The organism is Providencia sp. PROV141 (assembly GCF_028481645.1).
In the GTDB taxonomy this organism is placed as follows: Bacteria; Pseudomonadota; Gammaproteobacteria; order Enterobacterales; family Enterobacteriaceae; genus Providencia; species Providencia rettgeri.
Map to the genome: position 1 here is coordinate 408,832 of NZ_JAMPPR010000008.1, position 24,115 is coordinate 432,946.

At 37.4% G+C, this 24,115-nt stretch carries 25 protein-coding genes; 14 read left to right on the plus strand and 11 right to left on the minus strand.

Annotation, left to right across the window (positions count from 1 at the left end; genetic code table 11):
* The first annotated feature begins 127 nt into the window (after nt 1-127).
* Nucleotides 128-1,513, plus strand: a complete 1,386-nt coding sequence (trhP, locus tag PSF09_RS08245; protein WP_272683748.1) for a prephenate-dependent tRNA uridine(34) hydroxylase TrhP — start codon at nt 128-130, stop codon at nt 1,511-1,513.
* Between the two features lie 464 nt (nt 1,514-1,977).
* Nucleotides 1,978-2,877 (plus strand): lipid kinase YegS, encoded by a 900-nt coding sequence (yegS, locus tag PSF09_RS08250; RefSeq protein WP_272683749.1) that lies wholly within the window; start codon nt 1,978-1,980, stop codon nt 2,875-2,877.
* A 46-nt stretch (nt 2,878-2,923) separates the two neighbouring features.
* On the opposite strand, the gene thiD is transcribed toward yegS, so the two are convergent.
* The 3 genes from thiD to PSF09_RS08265 form a co-directional block, all read right to left on the minus strand.
* Nucleotides 2,924-3,721, minus strand: a complete 798-nt coding sequence (gene thiD / locus PSF09_RS08255; RefSeq protein ID WP_272664739.1) for a bifunctional hydroxymethylpyrimidine kinase/phosphomethylpyrimidine kinase — start codon at nt 3,719-3,721, stop codon at nt 2,924-2,926.
* Between the two features lie 194 nt (nt 3,722-3,915).
* Entirely contained in the window at nt 3,916-4,782 is an 867-nt protein-coding gene (locus tag PSF09_RS08260; protein WP_272683750.1) for a YjjW family glycine radical enzyme activase, read from the minus strand.
* Nucleotides 4,754-6,310: a YjjI family glycine radical enzyme gene (locus PSF09_RS08265; protein ID WP_272683751.1), complete on the minus strand. Its 1,557-nt coding sequence runs from the start codon at nt 6,308-6,310 to the stop codon at nt 4,754-4,756. The genes PSF09_RS08260 and PSF09_RS08265 overlap by 29 nt, the downstream gene beginning before the upstream one ends.
* Before the next feature lie 665 nt (nt 6,311-6,975).
* On the opposite strand from PSF09_RS08265, the gene pagP reads away from it, so the two are divergent.
* Nucleotides 6,976-7,551 (plus strand): lipid IV(A) palmitoyltransferase PagP, encoded by a 576-nt coding sequence (gene pagP / locus PSF09_RS08270; protein ID WP_272683752.1) that lies wholly within the window; start codon nt 6,976-6,978, stop codon nt 7,549-7,551.
* 78 nt (nt 7,552-7,629) lie between these two features.
* Here pagP and PSF09_RS08275 read toward each other — a convergent pair whose 3' ends face one another.
* Nucleotides 7,630-9,006: an amino acid permease gene (locus tag PSF09_RS08275; protein ID WP_272664736.1), complete on the minus strand. Its 1,377-nt coding sequence runs from the start codon at nt 9,004-9,006 to the stop codon at nt 7,630-7,632.
* Between the two features lie 230 nt (nt 9,007-9,236).
* Nucleotides 9,237-9,383, minus strand: a complete 147-nt coding sequence (gene mgrB / locus PSF09_RS08280; protein ID WP_004911439.1) for a PhoP/PhoQ regulator MgrB — start codon at nt 9,381-9,383, stop codon at nt 9,237-9,239.
* A gap of 333 nt (nt 9,384-9,716) precedes the next feature.
* On the opposite strand from mgrB, the gene PSF09_RS08285 reads away from it, so the two are divergent.
* Entirely contained in the window at nt 9,717-10,100 is a 384-nt protein-coding gene (locus PSF09_RS08285; protein WP_004911441.1) for a helix-turn-helix domain-containing protein, read from the plus strand.
* 225 nt (nt 10,101-10,325) lie between these two features.
* On the plus strand, nt 10,326-11,138 hold the full coding sequence (yidA, locus tag PSF09_RS08290) for a sugar-phosphatase (RefSeq protein WP_272683753.1): 813 nt from the start codon (nt 10,326-10,328) through the stop codon (nt 11,136-11,138).
* 63 nt (nt 11,139-11,201) lie between these two features.
* On the opposite strand, the gene yddG is transcribed toward yidA, so the two are convergent.
* On the minus strand, nt 11,202-12,101 hold the full coding sequence (gene yddG / locus PSF09_RS08295) for an aromatic amino acid DMT transporter YddG (protein WP_210836340.1): 900 nt from the start codon (nt 12,099-12,101) through the stop codon (nt 11,202-11,204).
* A gap of 188 nt (nt 12,102-12,289) precedes the next feature.
* Entirely contained in the window at nt 12,290-13,750 is a 1,461-nt protein-coding gene (locus tag PSF09_RS08300; protein ID WP_210836343.1) for an alanine/glycine:cation symporter family protein, read from the minus strand.
* A gap of 582 nt (nt 13,751-14,332) precedes the next feature.
* On the opposite strand from PSF09_RS08300, the gene PSF09_RS08305 reads away from it, so the two are divergent.
* Both PSF09_RS08305 and PSF09_RS08310 read left to right on the plus strand, forming a co-directional pair.
* A complete protein-coding gene (locus PSF09_RS08305) occupies nt 14,333-14,581 on the plus strand; it encodes a DinI-like family protein (protein ID WP_004253462.1) in 249 nt (82 codons plus the stop codon).
* Nucleotides 14,582-14,960: 379 nt separating this feature from the next.
* The gene (locus tag PSF09_RS08310; protein ID WP_109912418.1) at nt 14,961-15,332 is read left to right on the plus strand and encodes a hypothetical protein; all 372 of its coding nucleotides are present in this window, start codon (nt 14,961-14,963) and stop codon (nt 15,330-15,332) included.
* A gap of 57 nt (nt 15,333-15,389) precedes the next feature.
* Here PSF09_RS08310 and PSF09_RS08315 read toward each other — a convergent pair whose 3' ends face one another.
* Nucleotides 15,390-15,767 carry a hypothetical protein gene (locus tag PSF09_RS08315; protein WP_210840507.1) on the minus strand — a complete coding sequence of 126 codons (378 nt, stop codon included), beginning with the start codon at nt 15,765-15,767 and terminating at the stop codon, nt 15,390-15,392.
* Nucleotides 15,768-16,054: 287 nt separating this feature from the next.
* On the opposite strand from PSF09_RS08315, the gene PSF09_RS08320 reads away from it, so the two are divergent.
* From PSF09_RS08320 to PSF09_RS08330, 3 genes are all read left to right on the plus strand, one after another.
* A complete protein-coding gene (locus tag PSF09_RS08320; RefSeq protein WP_004911467.1) occupies nt 16,055-16,294 on the plus strand; it encodes a HEAT repeat domain-containing protein in 240 nt (79 codons plus the stop codon).
* Between the two features lie 174 nt (nt 16,295-16,468).
* Complete coding sequence (locus PSF09_RS08325) at nt 16,469-16,807, plus strand: hypothetical protein (RefSeq protein ID WP_210839812.1); 339 nt, start codon at nt 16,469-16,471, stop codon at nt 16,805-16,807.
* A 250-nt stretch (nt 16,808-17,057) separates the two neighbouring features.
* The gene (locus PSF09_RS08330; protein WP_272683754.1) at nt 17,058-18,209 is read left to right on the plus strand and encodes a pyridoxal phosphate-dependent aminotransferase; all 1,152 of its coding nucleotides are present in this window, start codon (nt 17,058-17,060) and stop codon (nt 18,207-18,209) included.
* Nucleotides 18,210-18,253: 44 nt separating this feature from the next.
* Here the strand turns inward: PSF09_RS08330 and PSF09_RS08335 are convergent, their stop codons facing one another.
* Nucleotides 18,254-18,598 (minus strand): DMT family protein, encoded by a 345-nt coding sequence (locus PSF09_RS08335; protein ID WP_115167132.1) that lies wholly within the window; start codon nt 18,596-18,598, stop codon nt 18,254-18,256.
* A 134-nt stretch (nt 18,599-18,732) separates the two neighbouring features.
* On the opposite strand from PSF09_RS08335, the gene PSF09_RS08340 reads away from it, so the two are divergent.
* Nucleotides 18,733-19,224, plus strand: a complete 492-nt coding sequence (locus PSF09_RS08340) for an N-acetyltransferase (RefSeq protein WP_272664732.1) — start codon at nt 18,733-18,735, stop codon at nt 19,222-19,224.
* Nucleotides 19,225-19,308: 84 nt separating this feature from the next.
* Nucleotides 19,309-20,091, plus strand: coding sequence for a class I SAM-dependent methyltransferase (locus PSF09_RS08345; RefSeq protein ID WP_210839806.1), 783 nt, complete (start codon nt 19,309-19,311; stop codon nt 20,089-20,091).
* Nucleotides 20,092-20,138: 47 nt separating this feature from the next.
* Here the strand turns inward: PSF09_RS08345 and PSF09_RS08350 are convergent, their stop codons facing one another.
* Together PSF09_RS08350 and PSF09_RS08355 are read right to left on the minus strand one after the other, a co-directional pair.
* Nucleotides 20,139-20,537, minus strand: a complete 399-nt coding sequence (locus tag PSF09_RS08350) for a hypothetical protein (RefSeq protein WP_210839804.1) — start codon at nt 20,535-20,537, stop codon at nt 20,139-20,141.
* Nucleotides 20,538-20,688: 151 nt separating this feature from the next.
* Nucleotides 20,689-21,027: a GlpM family protein gene (locus PSF09_RS08355; RefSeq protein ID WP_004911490.1), complete on the minus strand. Its 339-nt coding sequence runs from the start codon at nt 21,025-21,027 to the stop codon at nt 20,689-20,691.
* A 359-nt stretch (nt 21,028-21,386) separates the two neighbouring features.
* On the opposite strand from PSF09_RS08355, the gene PSF09_RS08360 reads away from it, so the two are divergent.
* Both PSF09_RS08360 and PSF09_RS08365 read left to right on the plus strand, forming a co-directional pair.
* Nucleotides 21,387-23,054 carry a methyl-accepting chemotaxis protein gene (locus tag PSF09_RS08360; protein WP_272683755.1) on the plus strand — a complete coding sequence of 556 codons (1,668 nt, stop codon included), beginning with the start codon at nt 21,387-21,389 and terminating at the stop codon, nt 23,052-23,054.
* A gap of 183 nt (nt 23,055-23,237) precedes the next feature.
* Nucleotides 23,238-24,080 (plus strand): MBL fold metallo-hydrolase, encoded by an 843-nt coding sequence (locus PSF09_RS08365; protein WP_210839802.1) that lies wholly within the window; start codon nt 23,238-23,240, stop codon nt 24,078-24,080.
* The last annotated feature ends 35 nt before the right edge of the window (nt 24,081-24,115 follow it).

A 24,115-nucleotide genomic window follows, 5' to 3' on the forward strand; every position in this document is an offset into this window, starting at 1 on the left:
CAATCAATAGACATACTATTCTTGTGGGATATTTGGTTTTTTTAGCAAATAGGAGTAAAATCCCCATCCCTTAAAAACACTCTCTCGTATGAGTGAGTGCTGACTTGACATCAGATAGAGAATAACCATGTTTACACCAGAGCTTTTATCCCCTGCCGGTTCGTTAAAAAATATGCGCTACGCTTTTGCGTATGGCGCAGACGCCGTTTATGCAGGCCAACCTCGTTACAGCTTACGCGTACGAAATAACGAATTTAATCACGAAAACTTAGCCAAAGGCATTCAAGAAGCTCATGAGCTGGGTAAAAAGTTTTATGTGGTCGTGAATATTGCCCCTCATAATGCGAAATTAAAAACTTTTATTCGTGATTTAACCCCTGTCATTGAAATGGGCCCAGATGCACTGATTATGTCTGATCCTGGCCTTATTATGATGGTTCGTGAAGCGTTTCCTGAGATGGATATTCATTTATCTGTACAGGCCAATGCGGTTAACTGGGCTTCGGTGAAGTTCTGGAAACAAATGGGCTTAACACGCGTGATCTTATCGCGCGAATTATCCCTCGATGAAATTGCTGAAATTCGCCAACAAGTACCGGAAATTGAGCTTGAAGTGTTTGTTCACGGTGCCCTTTGTATGGCCTATTCCGGCCGTTGTTTACTTTCTGGTTATATTAATAAACGCGACCCTAATCAAGGGACTTGCACCAATGCTTGCCGCTGGGAATATAACGTCCAAGAAGGTAAAGAAGACGATGTGGGTAACATTGTCCATATGCATGAGCCGATCCCAGTACAAAATGTGACGCCAACCTTAGGTGCGGGTGCGCCAACCGATAAAGTCTTTATGATAGAAGAAGCCAAACGTCCGGGCGAATATATGACCGCCTTTGAAGACGAGCACGGTACTTATATCATGAATTCAAAGGATTTACGCGCAATCGAGCACGTTGAAAACCTAACAAAAATGGGTGTTCACTCCTTAAAAATTGAAGGCCGTACAAAATCGTTTTATTACTGTGCTCGTACTGCACAAGTCTATAGACGTGCAATTGACGATGCTGTCGCCGGTAAACCTTTTGACCCAACGTTGCTATCTACCTTAGAAGGCTTAGCACACCGTGGTTATACTGAAGGTTTCTTACGCCGCCACACCCACGATGCCTATCAAACCTATGAATATGGCTACTCTGTTTCTGAAACGCAGCAATTTGTGGGTGAATTTACCGGCAAACGTGTCAATGGGATGGCTGAAGTTGATGTAAAAAATAAATTTAGCGTTGGGGATAGCTTAGAGATGATGACACCTGCGGGTAATATTGTCTTTACCTTAGACGCTTTAACAAACCGCAAAGGCGAAGCGATTGATGTTGCACCAGGCAACGGCCATGTGGTTTATCTACCAATCCCTGAAGATGTTGATGTCAATTTTGGTTTGTTGATCCGTAATCTAGCAGGAACAAACACCCGGGCACCTCATCAAACTCAGCCAGAAAAGCAAATTGCGGGCTAATCGCCACTTAGTTATTTTTAAATAACTTGTTCACTAAAAGCCAAAATCTCATCGTTTAATACTTTGATATTTTGGCTTTTTTTTTACCTATAAAACGATATTATTTCACTTTATATGCTTTTTTCTTATATGATAATCATTCGCGTTATTGACATTTTCATTAAAAAATGCGCTGAATATCCAATTTTATGCAACAGATCACATCAATTGGTTATTCGATATCGTATAGTCACTCTCGAAAACGAAGAACTAGAAAGTCATAAAATAAGACTAGGAACCACCTCCTTGGCTGGCTCAATCTCCCTTGAGCTAGCCATTTCTTTTATCTACTACTTTTATTTCATTTCTCTTGTTAACGCTATTTCTGTAAAAAAACGAAAAAAAGCTCATCCATATTTTATTAATCCATTTATACTCGTTTTAACGAATATTTGACATACGTTAAGCCAAATGGATGGGTATTTATGAATCAATATCAGTCAGCCATGGTTATTCTTAATGGTAAACAAGCCAATCACATTGAGCTGCGAAAAGCCATTACTCACCTGCGTAAAGAAGGCCATCAAATTCAAGTCCGTATTCCTTGGGAGCTGGATGATACGCATTATTTTATCTCTCAGGCGATAAAACATGGTGTTGATACCATCATTGCCGCCGGAGGTGATGGTACTGTGAATGCGGTTGCCAGTACCCTGATGAAATTCCCTAGCGAGTCCCGTCCTACTTTAGGGATCCTCCCGATGGGCACAGCAAATGATTTTGCCACTAGCGCGAATATTCCAATGGATATTGAATCTGCCCTAGCACTCTCATTAAAAGGCAAAGCTGTGCCTATTGATATTGCCCAAGTTAATGAGCAATATTATTTCCTCAATATGGCCACTGGCGGCTTTGGGACACGTATTACCACCGAAACACCAGAAGCACTAAAGTCGGCGTTAGGAGGAGCGGCTTACGTAATAAATGGCTTACTGCGTCCTGACACACTGAAAACGGACATTTGCCATATTGAAGGGGAAAATTTTAGTTGGGAGGGGGAGACGTTAGTGATCGCTATCGGAAACGGCCGGCAAGCAGGTGGAGGCCAGCAACTGACACCACAGGCACTCATTAATGACGGTGCATTAAATTTACTGATTATTCCTGCAAGGGATGTGATACCCGCATTTTTATCGAATTTATTTTCAGCTGATAAAAACGAACACTTAGTTGAAAAGCAATTATCATGGGTAAAAATTTCATCTCCTCACGATATGATCTTAAACCTTGATGGTGAGCCACTATCGGGAGATACCTTTACGTTCTCAGTGCAGCCAAACGCCATTCAGTGCCGGTTACCTCCTCAATGTAACTTATTAACTTAAAGCATAATATGAAAGCCCGAGTATTTGGGCTTTCAATCTTTTAAGGTTACCACCATGCATGGAAGTGATGCACAGGACCTATTCCCTTTCCAACTTCTAAGCTATCCGCTTGTTCTAACGCGGCTTGTAAATACGCTTTAGCCTGCGTAACGGTTTCTTGCCAATCCGCGCAACGAGGGCGCAACGCAGCCAAAGCTGCTGACAAAGTACACCCTGTACCATGGGTATTTTTAGTATTTATACGAACAGAAGTAAAACGCCATTCGCCTTTTGGTGTGATTAACCAATCTGGGCTTTCAGCATCACTTAGGTGCCCGCCTTTCATTAATACCGCTTGGCAACCTTTTTCAAGCAATTTATACCCTTGAGTCAGCATTTGACTTTCTGTTTGTGCGACTTTTTCGTCTAACAATACCGCTGCTTCGGGTAGATTTGGTGTAATAATAGAAACGAGGGGTAATAACTGTTGACGCAGCGCATCAACCGCATCTGGTAATAGCAACGGGTCGCCACTTTTAGCCACCATGACGGTGTCCAATACCACATACGGGATAGAATATTGTTTCAGCGCATTCGCCACAACGGCGACATTACTTTGATTAAACAACATACCGATTTTTGCGCTATCAATTCGCACATCACTGAGAACCGAGTCTAATTGTGCCGCCACAAATTCAGGGGGTAAGTCTTGAACAGATTGCACACCTCGAGTATTTTGAGCCACCAATGCTGTCATCACGCTCGTACCATAAGCCTCTAACGCAGAGAACGTTTTTAAGTCTGCCTGAATACCCGCCCCACCCGATGGGTCTGTTCCGGCTATGGTTAACGCATTGATCCTCATGTGTGACTCCCCTTTTCGTCGGCTAAAGCAATTGAATAGATTGATAAGCAAGGTTTACTGAAATCATTTTAAATCAAACAATAAAACCGCCTTAATTGTCTCATAACATTTAACAAATACCAGCGGTTAGTGAATGAATTTTAATGAGTTAGATAAAAAGAGAGGATATCTCACGCAGGGAGAATTAACATAATTTATAAGTACACATTAGGCAAATGAATATTATCAACACCTCGCTGCTGTAATAGTTGAGCGAATGCCTCCACTTCTATTTGGGTTGCCGCAGGCCAGTTAGCTGCTTCATTTTTTACGCCATGCTGTTGAAAGGCGTTAATCTTTATCCGTGTGCTCGTAGGAAGTTGATTTAGAAAATCAGCAAGTTCATCAATATGTTCTAGGTAATCTGTTTGCTGAGGAATATACAATAAGCGCAATTCATACAATTTCTCTGCTTGCGCCAAATATTGAATCGATTGAAAAACACGCTGGTTATCTTTTCCTGTTAGCCTTAAAGCACACTCATCACTCCATGATTTTAGGTCAATCATCACGCCATCCGTATACTCAATCACTTTATTCCAGCCCGCAGAAGCCAGATGTCCATTACTGTCAATAAAGCAGGTTAAATGCTTGAGCTCCGGTGTGGCCTTAATTGCTTTAAATAATTCAATAATAAAAGGTAATTGTGTTGTTGCTTCCCCACCACTAATGGTTACGCCATTCAGGAAAACAACATTTTTTTTCAAGTCATTAATGGCGTCATTAACACTTAATGGCACCGTCATCGGACTTGAATTTTTAGTGCACGTTTGCAAACAGGTATCGCAAAGCTGGCAGGCATCGCTATCCCAGATAACCTTACCATCCACAAACGATAACCCATTGTGAGGACAGGTTAAAACACAGTCCCCACAATGGTCACAAAGCGACATGGTATATGGATTATGGCAATTCAAACACCGTAAATTGCAACCTTGCAAAAAAATAACGTGCCGATTACCAGGGCCATCTACACAGGAAAAAGGAATAACCTTATTCAGCGTAGCGCATCGATTGCTCATGACTAATTACTCGTTGCTGACGGGCTGTAATTTTACAGTTCTTAGTCGCTTCCTCTCCTAACCAGGTAGTGTTACTTCTAGAACCTTGTTCTTTGTATTTTTCGATATCCGACAAACGTACCATGTAGCCAGTAACACGGACTAAATCATTACTCGCCACGTTTGCAGTAAACTCACGCATTCCACAGCTAAATGCCCCTTTGCACAATTGCATTAATGCTTGCGGGTTTTGTTTAATCGTTTCATCGATGGTTAAAATGTCACTGATCCCAGACAAATAGTGTTTGTGATGAGGCGCTACGGCTTGGATATGCGAAACAGGATCGGGCTCTTCACCGTATGGAATGCGAGCCCCCGGTGTAGTCCCTATATCCGAACTGATCCCAGATTGGGCATGGAGCATGGCTCGGTTTTTATAACCATATTTAACAGGTGTGGTTTCGACAAAGTCTGCCAACTGTTCACTGATTTGATAAGACAGTGGCAAGGCAGGTGAATTTGCTTGATACGCACCTTTCGCTCCATCTTTTTCCATAAGGATATTCACGGCTTCAGCTAAACCATAAATACCAAACATCGGGGCAAAGCGTTCTGGCTCTATTAATCCTTCTTGGACAAGAAAACTGGTTTGGAAGAAGTTTGATTCCTCAAATAAAAATGCGCTACGTGTTTCAATGAGTTCCATTTGTAACTCACAATACTTTTTCAATTGCACATTTAAAAAATCAGCTGAATTTTGACTGCGTAATGCAACCTCGCGCAAATTAATACGAACTAAAGTGCTTCCTCCGCCTGCAACAGGCAATGCATTATAACAGCTGACAATGCCGTAACCTTGTTCATCAAATGCAGCACGATGAATGATATCATTCGCAATATGCGGTTTGCTGCATTCACAAATATTTTCAATCGCTTGTAAGAAAAGTGATTCAGGTGTGCGCTGTGGGTGATAAACAAATGTCAGGTTAGGTGCGACTTGCTTCAATTCCGCATCGATACGTAAAATCAAACGGCAAATCACGTTGTCATCCGGCCCAATATTGGCATGCATAAAGGCATCAGGTAGAGTTCGGTCTAATTGTATCCAAAATCTTTTTAATTTTGGATACAATTGTTCTTCTGTCAATTCCCCTACATATGGCATGAGTACTTTATCTAAGTACCCTAAAAATACAGGGAAATTGGTTACCGATGGAACGTGATGATATAAAATCATCAGATGATTAAGCGCATCATCAAAGTCCTCAGCAGGAGCTAATTCTAGGTATGCTGAACCTTGGTTGAGGTATTTTACATAATCAGGCAACACATAGCGTGGCCTATACGGTGCATTTCCTTCATACATATCACAAATAACACGTTCACTTAACGCCTCTGCGAGGGGTTGGCTCATCGCAAGATAGGGAATGTGGCTATCCGCCTCTACCGCTAAAAAATTGGCTTTTTGTTTTGGTGATAATATTTTATCTGTGGCGATAGCCAAGCATTTAGCTTGGTATTCAGTCAGTGGTTCTTGACGTTTCATCATGGTGATGTTCCTTTTTTAGTTAGAAGCTAACGTTGCTTACAGCAATGTATATGCCGTAAACTTTCAAGAACTAGCTCCTAGCCGTGTTGACATGCAGCAACTTATAACCGCCGCCTATATCCTCCATTTCATCCCATTGAGACAAGTCATTATTTGACGTGCGTCATACTTTTTGGATTTGTTTGCACGCTATTTTTCATAAATGTCTGCTCTATCAACATTACTAGTCGTTATCACCTAAATAATACGAAATACCTCTTTATTACAGAAAGTTAGCCACATCTAGAATGAGTGATACATTGGTTTTTCTTATCTTTACTAACTCAATTCAGCTCATTTATTTTCATCAAGTAATCACATTATCTAATTAAAAATGGAGTATTTTGTCAATTATTGGTTTTTTAGGAGAATTAACCTATTCAATAGCCAATTTGATCAGCTAATATCCCTTTTTACTGTCAGTTATCCCCCTTAAAAATAGGCAAAATTAAACAGTTCTAATATGACCAGCTAGTTATTATCCTTAACTATGTAATTAATACTGTTATATTCTGTACATCTTAATTAAAATAATTGAGCTCAAAATTATAATAATAATGCTAATCTGATAATCATTAGCGAGCTAATCATCATTTTTATATCTGCGATACAGAACTGGATTTACAATGAGAGTTTATAAAAACATACAGTTGGCCGTAGGTGCTTCGCTACTCATGAGCGCCTCAATCTGCATATCATCGCCTGCCGTTGCGCAAGAGCAACCGGCAAATTTATGGGATAAATTTAAAAATAATGTCAGTACCACATGGGACTCTGACAAATATGAGTTATATGTTCCAGCGGTGACTTGGCACAACCGTGCAATGTACGACAAGAAAAAAACGGATGAGTATAACGAGCGACCTTGGGGTTTTGGCCTTGGTAAATATCGTTATGATGAAGACAATGACTGGCATGCTATCTATGCAATGGCATTTAAAGATTCACATAATGATTGGGAACCAATTGGTGGTTATGCATTCCAAAAAATGTGGATCCCAGGGGACATTGATGGTTTTCGTATGGGAGCAGGCTTCACTCTAAGTGTCACTGCCCGTAGGGATATGTACTACATTCCAATCCCAGCACCGCTCCCGCTAGTATCAGTGGAATATGACAAGCTTTCGCTGCAAGCCACTTATATTCCAGGAACTTATAATAACGGTAACGTATTATTTGCTTGGCTACGTTGGCAGTGGTGACCTAACGACTTCATCGCAGTATAAAAAGACCGGTCGGGTATTCCCACCGGTCTTTTTATTATAAGAAAAAAACCAAATCTAGCTTAATTGTTGGCTTTTGGCTAAGTCTTGCTTTTTAGCCCCTGAGAATTGATACCCAACCCATAGAACTGCTATCCATAATGGCATAATTAATACCGAAATGCGCAAGCCGTCCATTGTCAGGATGATCCCTAAAATCAACAGTAAAAATGCTAAGCACAGATAGTTTCCAAATGGATACCAAATGCTTTTAAATTTCGTTTCAACACCTTGTTTGTTCATTGCTGCTCTGAACTTCAAATTTGAAACACAAATCATAATCCAGTTCAGAACCAAGGTTGTCACGACCAATGACATTAACAATTCGAAAGCTTTACCTTCCATCACAAAGTTAATTAAAATTCCACCAGAAGTCGCAATACCTGAAATGAATAATGCCATGACGGGGACGCCACCTTTATTCACTTTCGCAAGAAATTTAGGTGCATTACTTTGTTGTGCTAAACCAAACAACATACGGCTTGTTGCATAAGCCCCACTGTTATACACAGACAACGCAGCAATTAAAATAACCACATTCAATGAATTAGCAACCAGTAAATCGCCTAATTCATGGAAAATCAAGACGAATGGGCTTGTTTTGCCATCAAGATCAACCCAAGGATATAACGCGAGTAATACCGCTAACGAGCCAATATAAAAAATCAAGATGCGATATACCACTTGGTTTATTGCTTTTGGAATGCTTTTATCTGGGTCTTCGGCCTCTGCAGCGGTAATACCGACAAGCTCTAAGCCCCCAAATGAAAACATAATAATTGCCAAAGCCATTATTAGCCCATTAAAGCCATTAGCAAAGAAACCACCATATTCCCATAAGTTACTGACTTTCGCTTGTGGGCCGCCATGACCGCTGAGCAGTAAGTAGCAACCAAAAATAATCATAGCAACGACTGCAATGACTTTGATTAATGCAAACCAGAACTCAGTTTCCCCATAAGAGCGCACATTGACCAAGTTAACCGCATTCACAGCAATAAAAAACACCGCGGCAGAAACCCATATCGGGAGTTCAGGCCACCAATGTTGCATATATTTACCTGCGGCGGTTAGTTCTGTCATCCCAACAAGGATAAACATGACCCAGTAGTTCCACCCTGAGAGAAAACCTGCAAAGCCACCCCAATACTTAAATGCAAAATGACTAAACGAACCCGCGACAGGTTCCTGAACAATCATTTCTCCCAACTGGCGCATAATAAGAAAAGCAATAAACCCACACAGTGCGTAACCAAGTAAAACCGATGGCCCTGCCATTTGTATGGTTGTTGCTATTCCGAGGAATAACCCTGTACCAACAGCGCCTCCCAAAGCAATCAATTGGATATGCCTGTTTTTTAATCCCCGCTTTAGCGTCTGTTGCTGTTGCGCCATAACTTTACCCTTTCGTCCTCTTACTTGCTTTTTATCGTCCAAAATAATGATAATGACACAAGTTTATTTGAATTTTCTTATTAACACTACATTCTTCTGGCGCTGTTTTTACCATATTTTACGGCCCAAAAGCAGGTGCTATTAGTTATTTTTTTTCATCACATAACAAAATGATACCGCAGGATAGTTACCCCAACTCAATATCATGGATTGTGCATTAAAAAGCAAATTCAAAATGGTAACAAGTCAGTTACACGACAAATACCAAAAATAAAGTTTTCTCCCCCCTGATCACACAGGTTGTCCATCGCTAAGAGATAGAAAAAAAGACACGCTAAGACAGCACTTACAGCAATAATTAATTTACGACCAAACACCGACAATTCCTTCATATTTCTATGATGATTTTATTTTTCAAATGATTACAATATTAAGGTACTGCCATTTTATGATAGATATCATTTATGGCATTGCACGTAATGCGTTTATAGAACAAATGGTACTCTAATTTAGAGCATCAAATTTGAGGAAAATATGCAATTGACCTCTTTTTACAAAAATTCCGCTCATTTTAGGCGCTATTGGTCATTAACTTATTCTGATTGTGCTTTTTTTACCCTAAAAATGGGAAATACCGCACAAGCAGCCTTTGTCATCATGAAATGAAGTTGTGTATACTTCTGCTACCGTAAAACTAGAAAACATTTGAGATGCCACAAGATAACCACTTAGCACTTGTTTATGCTTTGAGTAAATGGATAGAAGAACACTTAGGGCGCGTGATCCACTTAGAAGAGCTCGCGGCTTATTCAGGCTATTCACTTTGGCATATGCAAAAAATCTTTAAAGAAGTCACAGGGATTTCACTGGGTAAATATATCCGCCAACGCCGTCTTGCGGGTGCGGTTAACTTACTGCGCAATAGCAGCCAGTCTATTTTCGATATCGCTCTGGATTTTGGTTTTGGGTCACAATCCCACTTTACCTATATGTTCCGTAAAGAATATGGCATTACGCCATTTGATTTTAGACAGAATGACCAAATTCAATTAGATGTGAAGCAACCGCTTCATTTAATTCATAATTATGAGTGAGAATATTTTAGCCGCATTAATCTATTGATTCACATGCTAATGCTATAAAACATTGTCATTTCAAGCTTCGACTATTGAACAGAGTTCCTGCTTTGTATTCTGTTCAATTTCATATCAAACACCCATTATTCTATTGTGAGTAAAATTATAACTATTCGTATAATTTACATTCTGAATAATTGGAGTAAGGTATTGGCAGAAAGCACGCATTTTAGGAGGCATTGGATGTCAATCAAACTGGTCGCCATTGATTTAGATGGCACATTACTTAACTCCCAACACCAAATATCTCCCGCAGTAAAAGAGGCTATCACTCAAGCCAAACAAAAAGGTGTACATATTGTCTTAGCCTCAGGTAGGCCATTTTCGGGGATCTCCCCTTACCTACGGGAATTAGATTTAAATACCGCAGATAACTATTGTATTAGCAATAATGGTAGTGTCATTCACCAAGCCAATGATGGAAGTCATCTGGCAGAGAATTTGTTAGATTTCGCTGACTTCCAATATTTTGAAGAACTAGCTAGAAATGTCGGGGTTCACATGCATGCTCTTGCGGATAACAGCATGTTCACGGCAAACCGCCATATTAGTCACTATACAGTTGCAGATGCTTATTTAACTCACACTCCACTAATCTATTGCCCCGTTAATGAAATGGACTCTTCTTTGGAATTTACTAAATTTATGATGATTGACCATCCAGAGAAATTAGATATTGGTATCAGTTATCTTCCAGAGAATGTCTTCGATAATTACGCTTTAACCCGAACAAGCCCGTATTTCCTAGAGGTGTCAAATAAAACCTCAAGTAAAGGCGCGGCATTGCAATGTATCTGTGAAAAACTGGGTATTACACCTGACAAAGTCATGAGTATTGGTGACCAAAATAATGATATCCAAATGCTACAATACGCCAGTGTTTCTGTCGCAATGGGCAATGCTTTAGAGCCAATTCGCCAAATGGTTAAATTTGTGACCACAACTAATGATGAAGATGGCATTGCTGTCGCCATTAATAAATTTATTAATGTATAAGTCCGCAAAAATTCACTTTAGTCTAATTTCTGTTGCAGCGCTTATCTGGACGCGCTGCACCTTTTAACCACTTATTGGTTTTTGCCTCGTCGCTAAAAAGCAAATCACCGACCCCATTGTCACCATTAACACACCTTGCCAAAAACTTAACGTTAATGCCGTGCTTAATAACATAGACGCGAATGCAGTTGATATAACTGGGGTAAAATAAGAAAGTGTCCCTAAAAAAGCCACATTGCCCTTGATAACCGCAAATGTCCATAATGCATTCGCTCCGCCAGTCGCAATTGAGGCAACCAGTAATAATAACAGGCTTTCTTTATTGATAATAAACGGTGTTGGGGTACTGAAAAAATACAGAATCCATAACCCAATAGAGGTCATGATAAAGAATAGTACCATACCATTGTGACCTCCAGAAATACGCTTAGTGACATTGCTGTAAAACGACCAAACAATAGCCCCAATAAAGGCTAAAAAATAACACAGTGGATTGCTTTGAATATTTTCCCAAATCGTTTGCACCGACAATGGCTGATTTCCTGAAATTACCCAGATCAACCCCATAAATGCTAAAACTAACCCTAATCCCAACAATAAAGTGAAACGTTGACGGTTAAAAAATACCGCCAGTGCGATAGTAAAACTTGGCCACAAATAATTCACCATACCAAGTTCAATAGCTTGCTGCCGGCTATTGGCTAAGCCTAACGCCAATACAAAACAGATTTCATAACTAACAAACAGTACCGTTCCCCAGAGTAAATAGCGTTTGGGATACTTCGTTATTTTAGGCACCCCCATGGCAAGTACTAACACAAGGGAACCGACTGTATAAACTAATGCTGCACCACCGACAGGCCCAAAATTTTCACTTACACTGCGGATCAGCCCAACCATTGTGCTCCACAACAAGATTGAAATAACTCCATACAGCGTTGCGGCGTACTGATTCAATTTCATAACTCTCTCGGCTATTTAAATTAGAAATAGGATATATACTGTGATAATACATTTATTTCATCACCTTAAAAAACCTTATAGCTCAAAGAATTATAAAACAAGCGTTTATTCTTATTAAACCTTGATAATATTGCATAAAAAAATTCTCAGGCTTTCACCTAAGAATTTTATGCTTTACGTTTTTTATATTAGCGAGATGTTTCTTTCTCAACCCACTTATCGACTTCTTCTTTTTCCCATATCCCCTCCTCAAACTGTTTCTTTAATTCAGGGTGCTGATTAATATCAAAAGTCGGTATTTTACCTGCAACCAATTGCTGGTTATAATCTTTAGCGAGTTTGAAAGCGATACCCGATAATAAAAGGATCGCGATTAGATTTGTTATTGCCATTAACCCCATGGATAAATCAGCAAGTTTCCAAATAAATGGCATTTCAGCAAGTGCACCAAACATCACCATACCTAATGCAGCTAAACGGAAAATAAATAAACCCGCTGTATGATTATTTTCTAGAAAAATCATATTGCTTTCAGCGTATGCATAGTTAGCAATGATTGATGTAAACGCAAAAAAGAAGATAGCAATCGCAATAAAGGTGCTTCCCCAGCTACCAACGGCAGAAGATAGCGCAAGTTGTGTCAATTCAATGCCATTAATGTTATCCATCCCACTTTCTAGAACACCAGATGACAAAATAATAATTGCGGTCGCACTACAAATAACAATAGTATCCATAAAAACACCAAGCATCTGCACATATCCTTGAGATGCAGGATGAGGTGGATAAGGTGCTGCGGATGCCGCTGCATTTGGTGCTGACCCCATCCCGGCTTCGTTAGAGAATAGCCCTCTCTGAATACCTTGTGTCATAGCCTGAGCAACACCATAGCCAACAGCCCCCCCCGCTGCCTCTTGCAAACCAAATGCATTTCGGATTATCAGCATAAAAACTTCAGGTAATCGTTCAATATGGTGCCCAACAACCCAAAATGCCAATAACAAATAGGCTAACGCCATGACAGGAACAACTAATTCAGCAACCCTCGCAATGGATTTCAATCCACCAAAAATAATAACTCCGCTTAATAAAACTAAGCCAATGCCAACATAAATTGGATTGAAATCAAAGGCGACTGCGGTTGCTTGAGCAATAGAATTAGCTTGTACTGCATTAAATACTAAACCAAAGGCAATAATCAGGAATATTGAAAACAACACCCCCATCCAACGTTGGTTTAAGCCTTTTTGCATATAATATGAAGGCCCACCACGATAATTTCCTTTATCATCTTTGGTTTTATATAACTGTGCTAAAGTACATTCAATAAAAGATGTTGCCATTCCGAGTATAGCTACGACCCACATCCAAAAAATAGCACCGGGTCCGCCAGCTGTTAGTGCAATTGCGACCCCGGTTAAGTTTCCTGTACCGACTCTAGCGGCTAAACTTGTACATAGTGCCTGAAAAGAGGAAATACCTGCGCTATCCGATTGTTTACTGTTTTTTAAGACACTAAACATATGGCCAAAATGCCTAATTTGAATAAACCCTGATCGAAGCGTAAAATACAGGCCTGCCCCCAGTAATAAATAAATAAGTAACGAACCCCAAATAATATTAGTTAATGAGTTTATAAATTCTATCAAATTACACTCCTTTTTTATTAGAACGATTAATAATGTATTAATCGAAAATCAACCCCTCACATTTAAAACATACCCACAGAAAAAGGAGTTTAGCTTACAAAAGCTCAATCATCTTAATATGATTATCAGAAATTATATTTTTTTCTCTTTAATGTAAATTAATTTCCGTTTCATCAATCGTTAACTACATTGTGCTTTAATTAAAACAAGTTAGACACTCCCAAATAAACACATATAACACCTTGAAAAACCTAACCAAGAAAAAATTCTTTATGATTAAGTAAGAAATTAATCAAATGATTGATTTTCAGTATTTATTTTAACCAGCAAGTTACTTGAATAAATAAAAAAACATTATTCATTTCATCGTTTCATTCTTAATTAGCTTATTTCTTAACAAAAATATTTATAATATTTCTTTTGTTTAATTTATTTATTATTTGGAATATCTAATCAATGAATGAGGTTAATTTATAATCAAAAAAACCGTCACCGCACAACCATCGTAATTAGATAGTTGCTTATACTTTCACTTAACAATAAACTGAGCCTAATTAAATTTTATAGACAAGAGGTTAACGTATGGAAATTAATATCAAGTTATCTGATGACCCACTTTCTCAGCTCCCTGAAAAATCATATGAGTCCTTCATTGCTGAGCTAAAAGCACGTGTTTTAGAAGTCTACCCTGGCAGCTATCTTTTGATTACTCATGATAATGGCCCAACAACCTTTCAAACTAAAGGCTTTCATGATGATAACGAAGCACATATTGTCTTACATGAACTTGTCGAAGATGTCTTAAAACATGGCCATTGGTTAAAACAGTAATCTCCCTGTTAGGTTACATGAACAAAACCAGCTATGAGTCTACCTGACCTCTAGCTGGTTATTTTTTATTTCGCCCATATTTCGATAACACGCCTCTAATATGGGTTCAAACTCTGATCAAGATCATACTTAACCTTAACTTTCACCAAAACAAGTTAAAATCGCTTTACCTTACACCGCTATATGATAATGTATATAACGTAATTTTCATTTACATTGCTTTTGCTAATTATAGCGGCCAGTATTTATACTGGCTCTTTTTTATGAAATCATGCTAAAAACCTACTCGTCATCCCCCATTTTAGGCCTAATCTGCTATAGTATTTTTCTAGTACCAGATAGAGTTATTATTCATTGTGTGCAAAATAGAGGTATGACTATGAAGCGTTTGTTACTGGCTTTTTGCCTGGCTCCAGCCCTTGTTATGGCTGATAATGCCCCATTAAATATTAGTGAAATAGCCAAAGATTATTGTGAGATCACTGGTCAAGCACTAAGTGAAGCATACAGCACTGACAAAACTAGCAGTGAATTAACCCAATCAACTATTGCTAAATTGAAAAGTGAAAATGTCGACCTCAAGCAATTAGCCACTGTAGAGTCAGACCTACGCGAAAATCTAACATCAGCGATTGACGCCGTACGTAGCAATAAATCTAAGTTTGCTAATGAAGCCGACTTCAATAAATCACTAAATGACTCTATTTCAGCTTGTAAAATTCAAACTGAACTGCTTTTGAATAAATCTTAATGATTTAATTTTTTAGAAAAGAAAAAACGCTCAAACTAAAATTTGAGCGTTTTTTTATTAATTGGTTGGTTTTTTAATACACAACTGTTCAATCGAGAATTGTAATTCAGGTGTTTCACTAATAATCAATTGCCCATGCTCAGAGAAACGCCCTTCTTTAATGCTGACATTTGCAACAAATGGTAGCGAGCTATCTTGGGTCGATAAGCGGTATAAGCCACAAACCCGATAACTTTCTCCTTCCTTAAACTCACTTTTTTGTACTATATCCACATCACTGAACTCAATCGCTGATGCGTTTCCTAGCTTCTTTTCCACCATGCTTTGCGCTTCATTTTTAACATCTGAGTCACCAATACTGGTATAAGAATGGTATGCAAATACGCCTAAAGCCAATAGCAATACAATTAATAATTTTGTTTTTATACGTTTCAACGCATCACCCTTTCTATTTTATGACAACTCAACCTAGTATAGGTGTATTATATCAATTTGAGTAAACAATTTGAGCTTTTGCCTTACTCATTTACGTTTGTCCTAACCAGTTGACACTAGTTTATAATAATTAATTTTTAAAAACTGAGAATATTACCAATATCCTTCCTGTTATTATTGATTCAATGTATATCTATTAAATTAACATTAATAAAAAAAACATTTTTTATTTAGTTAGTTAGTTTTATACTGGCCTATATACTACTTCACTGATTTAATATATTTTTATGAAAGAAAAAATCGTTAAAAACCTTGTTAGCCTGACTCATGGAACCAACAATGATGTTAAAATAGCGGCAATAAATGCATTAGGCGATTATATTTGTTCTATTGAGCAAGAAGATGCTATCGATAGACTATTAGCCTTATGTGAGGATTATAATAAAGATATAGCTGTCGCATCAATTGTATCAATTAGCAAATTAGCCAAATTCTTCCATGAAACCCAACAAAATAAAACTAACTAAAAAATATCAATTTAACGTAAAATTCATTTGTTTAACAAATAATTTTCATTATGAGAAAATAATGGAAGAAACATGACTGAATTATGGTTTATTCATTTAGATAAGTAAATACAATTGAATTAATTAATTCAAATGGCAGAATAATAATTAATAAATATCTAAAGGAGATATAACATGAATATATTAAAGCCATTAATTCTCAGTGCAAGTTTAATCGCGGTTAGCTTTTCAACATTCGCTTACCCAGGAGATGGCAATGGTTCATGGCACCGCGGAGGGTACCAAAACCAACAGCAATATAATGATAGGCCTTGCGATAATTACCGCCACTCTAATTATGCAAATCGTCACCGTGGTATGATGCAGTATTCAACATCAATTCAAACTACTCAACCAGATGAAACACTGAAAAAAATTGCTGCGGATGCTCCTAAAGGAGAAAATGGTAAACAATATATGGTTAAAGTTGCGGTTGTAGAAATTACACCTAATCCCCCTGTACAAGGCCAATAATTTTTACCAAGGGTAGAATAACACTACCCTTTTTTGTTTATATCACTTCAATGGTTATACCCCCCATATAATTGCTCTCCCTTACTTTGCTACCTTGGCATGTTTCTTTTCATATTTACCATAGATAAATTTGCAATAGTTCACAAGCCAATCAAATGAATAAGTAATCATAAAAAGTAAATAATTATTTACTTTAAGACTATTTTGAGTAATCTAATACTTTCAAAGATAATAATTTCAGGGAATAACTATGGATCGCCGTTCGTTTCTTAAATCCACATCAGTAGTTGCAGGTGGAATTGCACTTAACTCGCTTTTTAATCAAGCCATTGCGCAAACAAACAACATAAATATACCAAGTGAAAAACAACCTCTCTTGCTGAATTTTAATGAAAATTCATTAGGGATGTCACCGAGTGCAAAAGAGGCCATTATCAAAGCGTTACCTAATGCATTTCGTTATCCGGATGACGCTCGCGCTGAATTACAGCATAATATCGGTGAGCGCTACAGTTTATCTAATAAGCACATTAGCATGGGTAATGGATCATCTGAAACGATTCAAGCTGCTGTCGCTATGTTGGCAAATAAAGCAAACAAACTCGGTAAAAAAATTCAACTAGTCACTCCTGACCCAACGTTCAATTATGCAGAACTTTATTCTCTGCCATTGGGTATTACGATAACGAAAATTCCTTTAAAAACTGATTTATCATTTGATTTAGAAGGAATGGAAAAAGCGGCTAATGATTTTGACGGTTTATCAATGGTCTATATTTGTAACCCGAATAATCCGACAGCAATGATCACGCCTTATAGCCAGTTGGTTAAATGGATGGGTAAAGAGTCTGACAACACATTTTTTATCGTTGATGAAGCTTACGCCGAATTTGTTGAAGACCCGAATTTTACGAGTGCTATTGAATTAGTCAAAAAAGGCCAAAGTAACCTGATTGTCACACGTACTTTCTCAAAAATTTTCGCCTTAGCAGGTTTAAGAGTTGGCTATGGTGTTGCGGCTCCCGAAATTATTGCTGCTGTAGACGAATTTTTATCTATTGATAATACCAATACAGCAGGAGCAGTCGCTGCAATCGCGTCTCTAAAGGATAAATCATTTATTGAATACAGCCTAAAATCTAACAATATTTCGAGAAAAATCGTAGAAAAAGCATTAAATGAGATTGGGTTAGAATATGCCCCATCTCAGGCTAATTTTATTTTCCATAAAGTTAAAGGTGACGTAAAAACCTATCAACAACGTATGGCTGAAGCTCATGTTATGGTTGGCCGTGAATTCCCACCAGCCATTGGCTGGAATAGACTCACACTAGGAACCCCCGAAGAAATGCAGCAATTTGTTGTGATATTAAAGCAGTTTCATGAAAAAGGGTGGGCATAAATTAAGTTAACCCAAAAAGAGCAGTTCAAGCTGCTCTTTTTAAATTAAAATGGCCCCTTAAAGATAAAAAAGGCGCCAGCAAAAATAAGAATAAAACCAATTAAATGGTTAATGGTAAAGCTTTCACCTAAATACAATACCGAAAAAAGAACAAAAACACAGAGTGTTATCACCTCTTGCATTGTTTTTAATTCAGCCGCACTGTAATACTGATGCCCTAACCGATTAGCTGGCACTGCAAAACAGTATTCAACCAATGCAATTAACCAGCTAAAGAAAATAACAACATACAACGGCTTTGTTGTGAACTTTAAATGCCCGTACCAAGCAAACATCATAAATACATTTGAAATAATAAGTAAGAATACTGGGTAAAATTTAGTTAACATGCTGATTCAATAGACAAAGAATAAATAACCGATATTATGAGGTTAGAATTAACACACGACAATGTGCTCCCATAAATACCCCTGCACTTCATATCATAAATTTAAACGTATTTAGCAATCATTACGAGGTAATAATGAATATTAAATATGAATTAATGACACAACCAGATTGTCCTGCTGTCGCCCAATTATTGCAATCTAATTCTGAATCCCAACAAGGTGGGTTACTCGGTGAGTATCCTCAAGCCAAAGTCAATGCAATGTTTACTGGAAGTCTGACTACCGTTGTAGCTCGAGATGGAAATAAAATTATTGCTGTCGTATTTAGCTTTGACGCTAACTCTTCATCCCTACCCGCTATAGCGCATTTGATCATTAAACAGCATGCAGAAATTATACAAGATAACTGGTTCTATGGCCCTGTTTGTATCGATAGTGATTATCGAGGGAAAAATATTCTCAAATCTCTTTTTGATAAAATTTGTTCATACAATCAAGGAAAACCTGTTGCCTTTATTAATGCAGACAATCTCAGATCACTTATGGCACATCAAAAAATAGGCATGAGCAATGCCACTAATTTTGAATTTAATGGCATCACATATCATCTAATGGTTGGGAGTTAATTGTGTACTAATTAGTACATTTTTATTTTAATTTGCTTATTTTTTGCTACACTGTGACAAATTATTGTATACAGGAGTCATTTTATGACAGATTTCATTAGTGCAAATCAAAAAGCATGGGATAAACAAGCTGAATCACAACTTGCTTGGTCAACCCCCGTTGATTCCAAAACTATCAATGATGCCAAACAGGGAAAATGGCAAGTTCATTTAACACCAACTCCTGTTGATGATGCTTGGTTAGGGAATGTAAAAGATAAAAAAATTCTTTGCTTAGCTTCTGCAGGGGGACAGCAAGCGCCGGTACTCGCGGCAGCAGGAGCAAATGTGACTGTTTTTGATTTTTCTCAGAAACAGCTTGATCAAGACAAAATGGTGGCAGAAAGAGATAATTTAACCTTAGAGATCGTTCAAGGTGACATGCGATCATTACACATGTTTGCTAATGAAACATTTGATATTATATTTCATCCTATTTCTAATCTATATATTCCAGATGTTAACCCTGTCTGGCAAGAATGCTACCGTGTTTTAAAACCAAATGGACGGCTGTTATCCAGTTTTTTTAATCCTGTTGTTTTTATTGGAGCACGTGATAAACAATATGACGAACAAGGCATAATAAAGCCAAGTTATACTATGCCTTACTCCGAGTTATCTACTTTATCAGCAGAGCAAATAGCACAAAAACAGGCAAGGCAAGAAGCTTTTGTATTTGGTCACTCACTGACAGATCTAATTGGTGGGCAAATAAAGGTAGGCTTTCATATCACTGGCTTTAAAGAGGACTGGCAACCTAATCCACGGTTTGTCGTTGATAATTATCTACCCACATTCCTAACGACGATGGCAGTTAAATCAAATTAATATTAGTGACGCTCGTTTTGCTAGCAACTCAACGAGCTATCATTAATTTAGCTTCTTTTACAATATCTATCCCACACAGCTTCGAATTGTTCTGCGGGAATAATATCATCTGTTTTTTCTACAAAAGGAATGGATATCATTACTTTTCCAGCTCTATTTTTATGAAGCCTAACGATAAACCTTTTATAGCCATGGGGTAATTCATTTTCAAAACCAAAGACTTCACCGCAATAATAGCCCGTTTCATCCCCTTCTTCACTTTTCGTCAATACATAATATTGAACATTTTTATAATTTGCAGCCGAGGGGTAAGCAAGAAAATCTTCGACAGAACTTTTCACTCGGCTTTCGGTATCTAACTCAGCATCAAGTTTAACTTCAGTCATAATTCCTGCAATATACGCACAGCCAGCAACTAACAGTAATACCAGGGTTCTTAATAACATTTTAGTGGTACAGTTCAATAGAAAACACTGCTTATCATTATAGTTAATACTTAAATTTTTGCGACTATAACCAAGTGTGTTTAAGCCGTCAGCATATCGAAAGAGTTTAGTTTTATGATGTTTTATAGCTAATTATTTCACTCTATGTTATTTATTGAGTTAGTTGCCATATATAAACTAATATTGCCGCTGTTATTATCCAAATAGCGGTTGCCATACTTAAACTTCCCCAAGCAGTCATTTTCGTTGCTAATAAATATACCGTTAGTAAATACATTGCATAAGGAATGAGAGACCAGAGCCCAAACAGTGCAGTTTTTCTGAGAGCTTCTGTTCCTTGTTCTTGAACGACAATAACATGTGCAATTAATGCAAATGTAGGAAATAACGGAACTAAACCTGCAATATAGTAAATTTTGCTACGTGAAAATAGTGCAATAATCAATACGGCTAAAGCACCTAAAAGGCATTTAAAGAATAAAGAAAGCATACCGTACTCAAGACTCAAATTTTAAACGTTGACTATTATTATCACAAATCACTCGTAAATTAACTCTCTTATAGGTAGCAATCTACAACAATTATTTCCTCTTAATTCCCTCGTTATCAGTAAAGGTTGCCTAATCCCTTTCAATTTTATGAGCTAAGTCAAATTGTTGAATATAAAGTATCCAGAATTAGTGCCGATACATTTACTTAGTCCCTACGCCTGATGCTTTCGCGTGACTACATATAACTTTTTAGCTATCGGACAGCTTCGATTTGCTCATGGTTAATAACGTTATGTTTAGAAGTCGTTCTTAGTATGCGTACAAACATACTACTCGATGGTATGAAAGGAAATAATCAATGATGTCTGGTAATTTAAAAAAAATTAATTTTAGTTCAGCTAAAGTCTCTTTTTCTGGTTTTAAGACAACAACCCTAGTCTGGTTTATTTCAGGCCTACTTATCGCCCTTCTTCTTTCAACTTGTTGGTTTTTCTTTAGTTCTTTAAAACAATATCAAGAAACATTAACCAAGCTCGATACTATCTATAACGAACAAACACAGTTGAATAATACATGGCAGTCTTTATTGCAGGCACGAAATACCTTAAATCGTGCTAGCTCTCGCCATTTATTGATTATCAATAAGATGAAAACTTCAAATACTGACATAGATAGCCTTATCGAGTTTTATCATAAAAAAATGGCAGAAACAGGTAATTATTGGGATGCATTCACTGCCACCTCACTCTACAAAAACAGCGGTGAATTTGCTGAGTTAGAAAAATCATATAAAGCGTTATATGCTGCATTGAATGAGCTTTCAGTCTTTTTAGTTCAAGGAAAAACATATGACTTTTTAAATCAGCCTACTCAAGGATTTCAGGATACATTTGAAAAAAACTACGTAAGTTATCATCAACAATTAAATAGTAGTTATCATGATATTGCTCTTGCAAGTGAGCAACTGTATAAACAAAGTTTGATTGGTTTAATTATTACTATTTCAATAGTTATCCTCTTAGCTCTATTTATTCGATTTATTCTACAACTTTTCTTTATTCGTCCGCTAAACCAAGTTATTGATGGCATTGAAAAAGTTAGCCAAGGCGTTTTATATCATAGCTTTGATAATAAGGGGTTATATGAGATCAAGTTACTTAAACAGCATATGTCTAATATGCAAAGTAAACTGATTGATATCGTCAAAAATATTTATGACAACACTCACCATATAAAAGTTGAACTTGGTGACATCACTCAGATGAATCACGATCTTTCTATTCGAGCAGATCAACAGGCCGCAGCCATTGTTGAAACAGCAGCCAGTGTCGAAGAACTCGATTCATCTTTTAAATTAAATACGGCCCACACTAATCAATCGTGCCAATTGATGTCCGAGACGAGTGTAACGATTGATAAAAGTAATGAACTTATTTCTGATGTTGTAGAAAACATGGATGATATTGTCGATTTTTCCAAAGAAATCAGTAAAATCACCTCCACCATCGATAACATTGCTTTTCAAACTAATTTATTAGCATTGAACGCCGCTGTAGAAGCTGCCAGAGTAGGTGAACATGGCAAAGGCTTTGCGGTTGTCGCAAATGAAGTACGCGAATTATCAATTAGTTGTACTCAAGCATCCAAAGAAATTAAGTTATTAATTAATAATTCAAACGATAAAATTAATCACTGTTTCCAATTAGCTGCGGATGCAAATGATAATATCGTTTCAATTGCACAAGACACATCTAATATCAATGAAATGATCCAAAGTGTTGCACTTGCTTCAAATGAGCAAACCCATGGGGTAAGCCAAATACACTTAGCAATTAATGAGTTAGATAATACCACACAAGCGAATGCGGCTATGACTCGCGAATTACAATCATCCTTAAAAGCGTTAGAATCTCAATCAGATTTATTAGAAGATATTATTTCTATTTTTCACACTAAACCGAAAACTGACCATGAAGTTGACAGTGATATTCACCACGAAGTGAAAAAAGTAAAACAATTTGTCTAATCATGTATTATTTTGTATGCCGTTTATTTAGGAGGTTGGCTTTCGATAGTCGCCTCCGATAATTTTCTCATGTCCCTCTCATTCCTCCAATTTTTGTTACTATGTTTTATCGCCATTTAATAACTTTTTACAGTTTATCTGATATAACTGATTACGATTACTTCTATTAAACATGAGTTCATGATGACAATAAAAATTACTGTTCTTGTAGATAATAATACCCTGATTGATAGCTATTTTTGCGGTGAGCCCGGTGTTTGCTACTATATCGAAGCTGATAATAAAAAAATATTATTCGATACAGGCTATTCAGATATATTTATTGATAATGCACATATCTTAAATATTGACCTTGCTGATATCACTGATCTGGTTCTTTCTCACGGCCACAACGATCACACATGGGGCTTAAGTCACTTAATTCAACATTTTGACCGCCGTAACATTGAAACACAAGAAGCTAAGCACCTGATATACCATCCAGATGCCTTAATTCCCAAAAAATTTCAATCTAAAGTCATCGGAGCAAATACACCTAAAGAGTTTTTAGCTTCTTATTTTCATTGTATTGAAACGACTAAGCCATATTATCTTTCTGAAAATATTATATTTTTAGGCCAAATTCCTAGAGCCAATAGCTTTGAAGGAAAAGAACCCATTGGTACTACCCTCGACTTCAACCATAATATCGTTGACGACTATGTCTTTGATGACTCTGCACTTGCCATTAAAACATCGGAAGGCCTAATTGTGATAACGGGTTGCTCTCATTCTGGAATTTGCAATATTACTGAATATGCAAAGCATGTAACTGGCATCAATAACATTGTGACTGTGATAGGCGGGTTTCATTTGCAGCAAGCCTCAGAAGAAGTTTTAGAACAAACAGGTAATTACTTTCGCCAGCAAGATTTAAAATTTATACACCCATGTCACTGTACCGATCTTAACGCCAAAATACATTTAGCGAAATTTGCGCCCGTACAAGAAGTTGGCACAGGATTACAGTTAACTTACTCAAGTTAATATAAAACCAGTTAACACAAAATAGAATAAGGTAA

Bases quoted from the DNA above. Each gene is read 5' to 3' on its own strand.
- trhP (WP_272683748.1), top strand. From the start codon at position 128: ATGTTTACACCAGAGCTTTTATCCCCTGCCGGTTCGTTAAAAAATATG.
- yegS (WP_272683749.1), top strand. From the start codon at position 1,978: ATGAATCAATATCAGTCAGCCATGGTTATTCTTAATGGTAAACAAGCC.
- thiD (WP_272664739.1), bottom strand. From the start codon at position 3,721: ATGAGGATCAATGCGTTAACCATAGCCGGAACAGACCCATCGGGTGGG.
- PSF09_RS08260 (WP_272683750.1), bottom strand. From the start codon at position 4,782: ATGAGCAATCGATGCGCTACGCTGAATAAGGTTATTCCTTTTTCCTGT.
- PSF09_RS08265 (WP_272683751.1), bottom strand. From the start codon at position 6,310: ATGATGAAACGTCAAGAACCACTGACTGAATACCAAGCTAAATGCTTG.
- pagP (WP_272683752.1), top strand. From the start codon at position 6,976: ATGAGAGTTTATAAAAACATACAGTTGGCCGTAGGTGCTTCGCTACTC.
- PSF09_RS08275 (WP_272664736.1), bottom strand. From the start codon at position 9,006: ATGGCGCAACAGCAACAGACGCTAAAGCGGGGATTAAAAAACAGGCAT.
- PSF09_RS08285 (WP_004911441.1), top strand. From the start codon at position 9,717: ATGCCACAAGATAACCACTTAGCACTTGTTTATGCTTTGAGTAAATGG.
- yidA (WP_272683753.1), top strand. From the start codon at position 10,326: ATGTCAATCAAACTGGTCGCCATTGATTTAGATGGCACATTACTTAAC.
- yddG (WP_210836340.1), bottom strand. From the start codon at position 12,101: ATGAAATTGAATCAGTACGCCGCAACGCTGTATGGAGTTATTTCAATC.
- PSF09_RS08305 (WP_004253462.1), top strand. From the start codon at position 14,333: ATGGAAATTAATATCAAGTTATCTGATGACCCACTTTCTCAGCTCCCT.
- PSF09_RS08310 (WP_109912418.1), top strand. From the start codon at position 14,961: ATGAAGCGTTTGTTACTGGCTTTTTGCCTGGCTCCAGCCCTTGTTATG.
- PSF09_RS08320 (WP_004911467.1), top strand. From the start codon at position 16,055: ATGAAAGAAAAAATCGTTAAAAACCTTGTTAGCCTGACTCATGGAACC.
- PSF09_RS08325 (WP_210839812.1), top strand. From the start codon at position 16,469: ATGAATATATTAAAGCCATTAATTCTCAGTGCAAGTTTAATCGCGGTT.
- PSF09_RS08330 (WP_272683754.1), top strand. From the start codon at position 17,058: ATGGATCGCCGTTCGTTTCTTAAATCCACATCAGTAGTTGCAGGTGGA.
- PSF09_RS08335 (WP_115167132.1), bottom strand. From the start codon at position 18,598: ATGTTAACTAAATTTTACCCAGTATTCTTACTTATTATTTCAAATGTA.
- PSF09_RS08340 (WP_272664732.1), top strand. From the start codon at position 18,733: ATGAATATTAAATATGAATTAATGACACAACCAGATTGTCCTGCTGTC.
- PSF09_RS08345 (WP_210839806.1), top strand. From the start codon at position 19,309: ATGACAGATTTCATTAGTGCAAATCAAAAAGCATGGGATAAACAAGCT.
- PSF09_RS08350 (WP_210839804.1), bottom strand. From the start codon at position 20,537: ATGTTATTAAGAACCCTGGTATTACTGTTAGTTGCTGGCTGTGCGTAT.
- PSF09_RS08355 (WP_004911490.1), bottom strand. From the start codon at position 21,027: ATGCTTTCTTTATTCTTTAAATGCCTTTTAGGTGCTTTAGCCGTATTG.
- PSF09_RS08360 (WP_272683755.1), top strand. From the start codon at position 21,387: ATGATGTCTGGTAATTTAAAAAAAATTAATTTTAGTTCAGCTAAAGTC.
- PSF09_RS08365 (WP_210839802.1), top strand. From the start codon at position 23,238: ATGACAATAAAAATTACTGTTCTTGTAGATAATAATACCCTGATTGAT.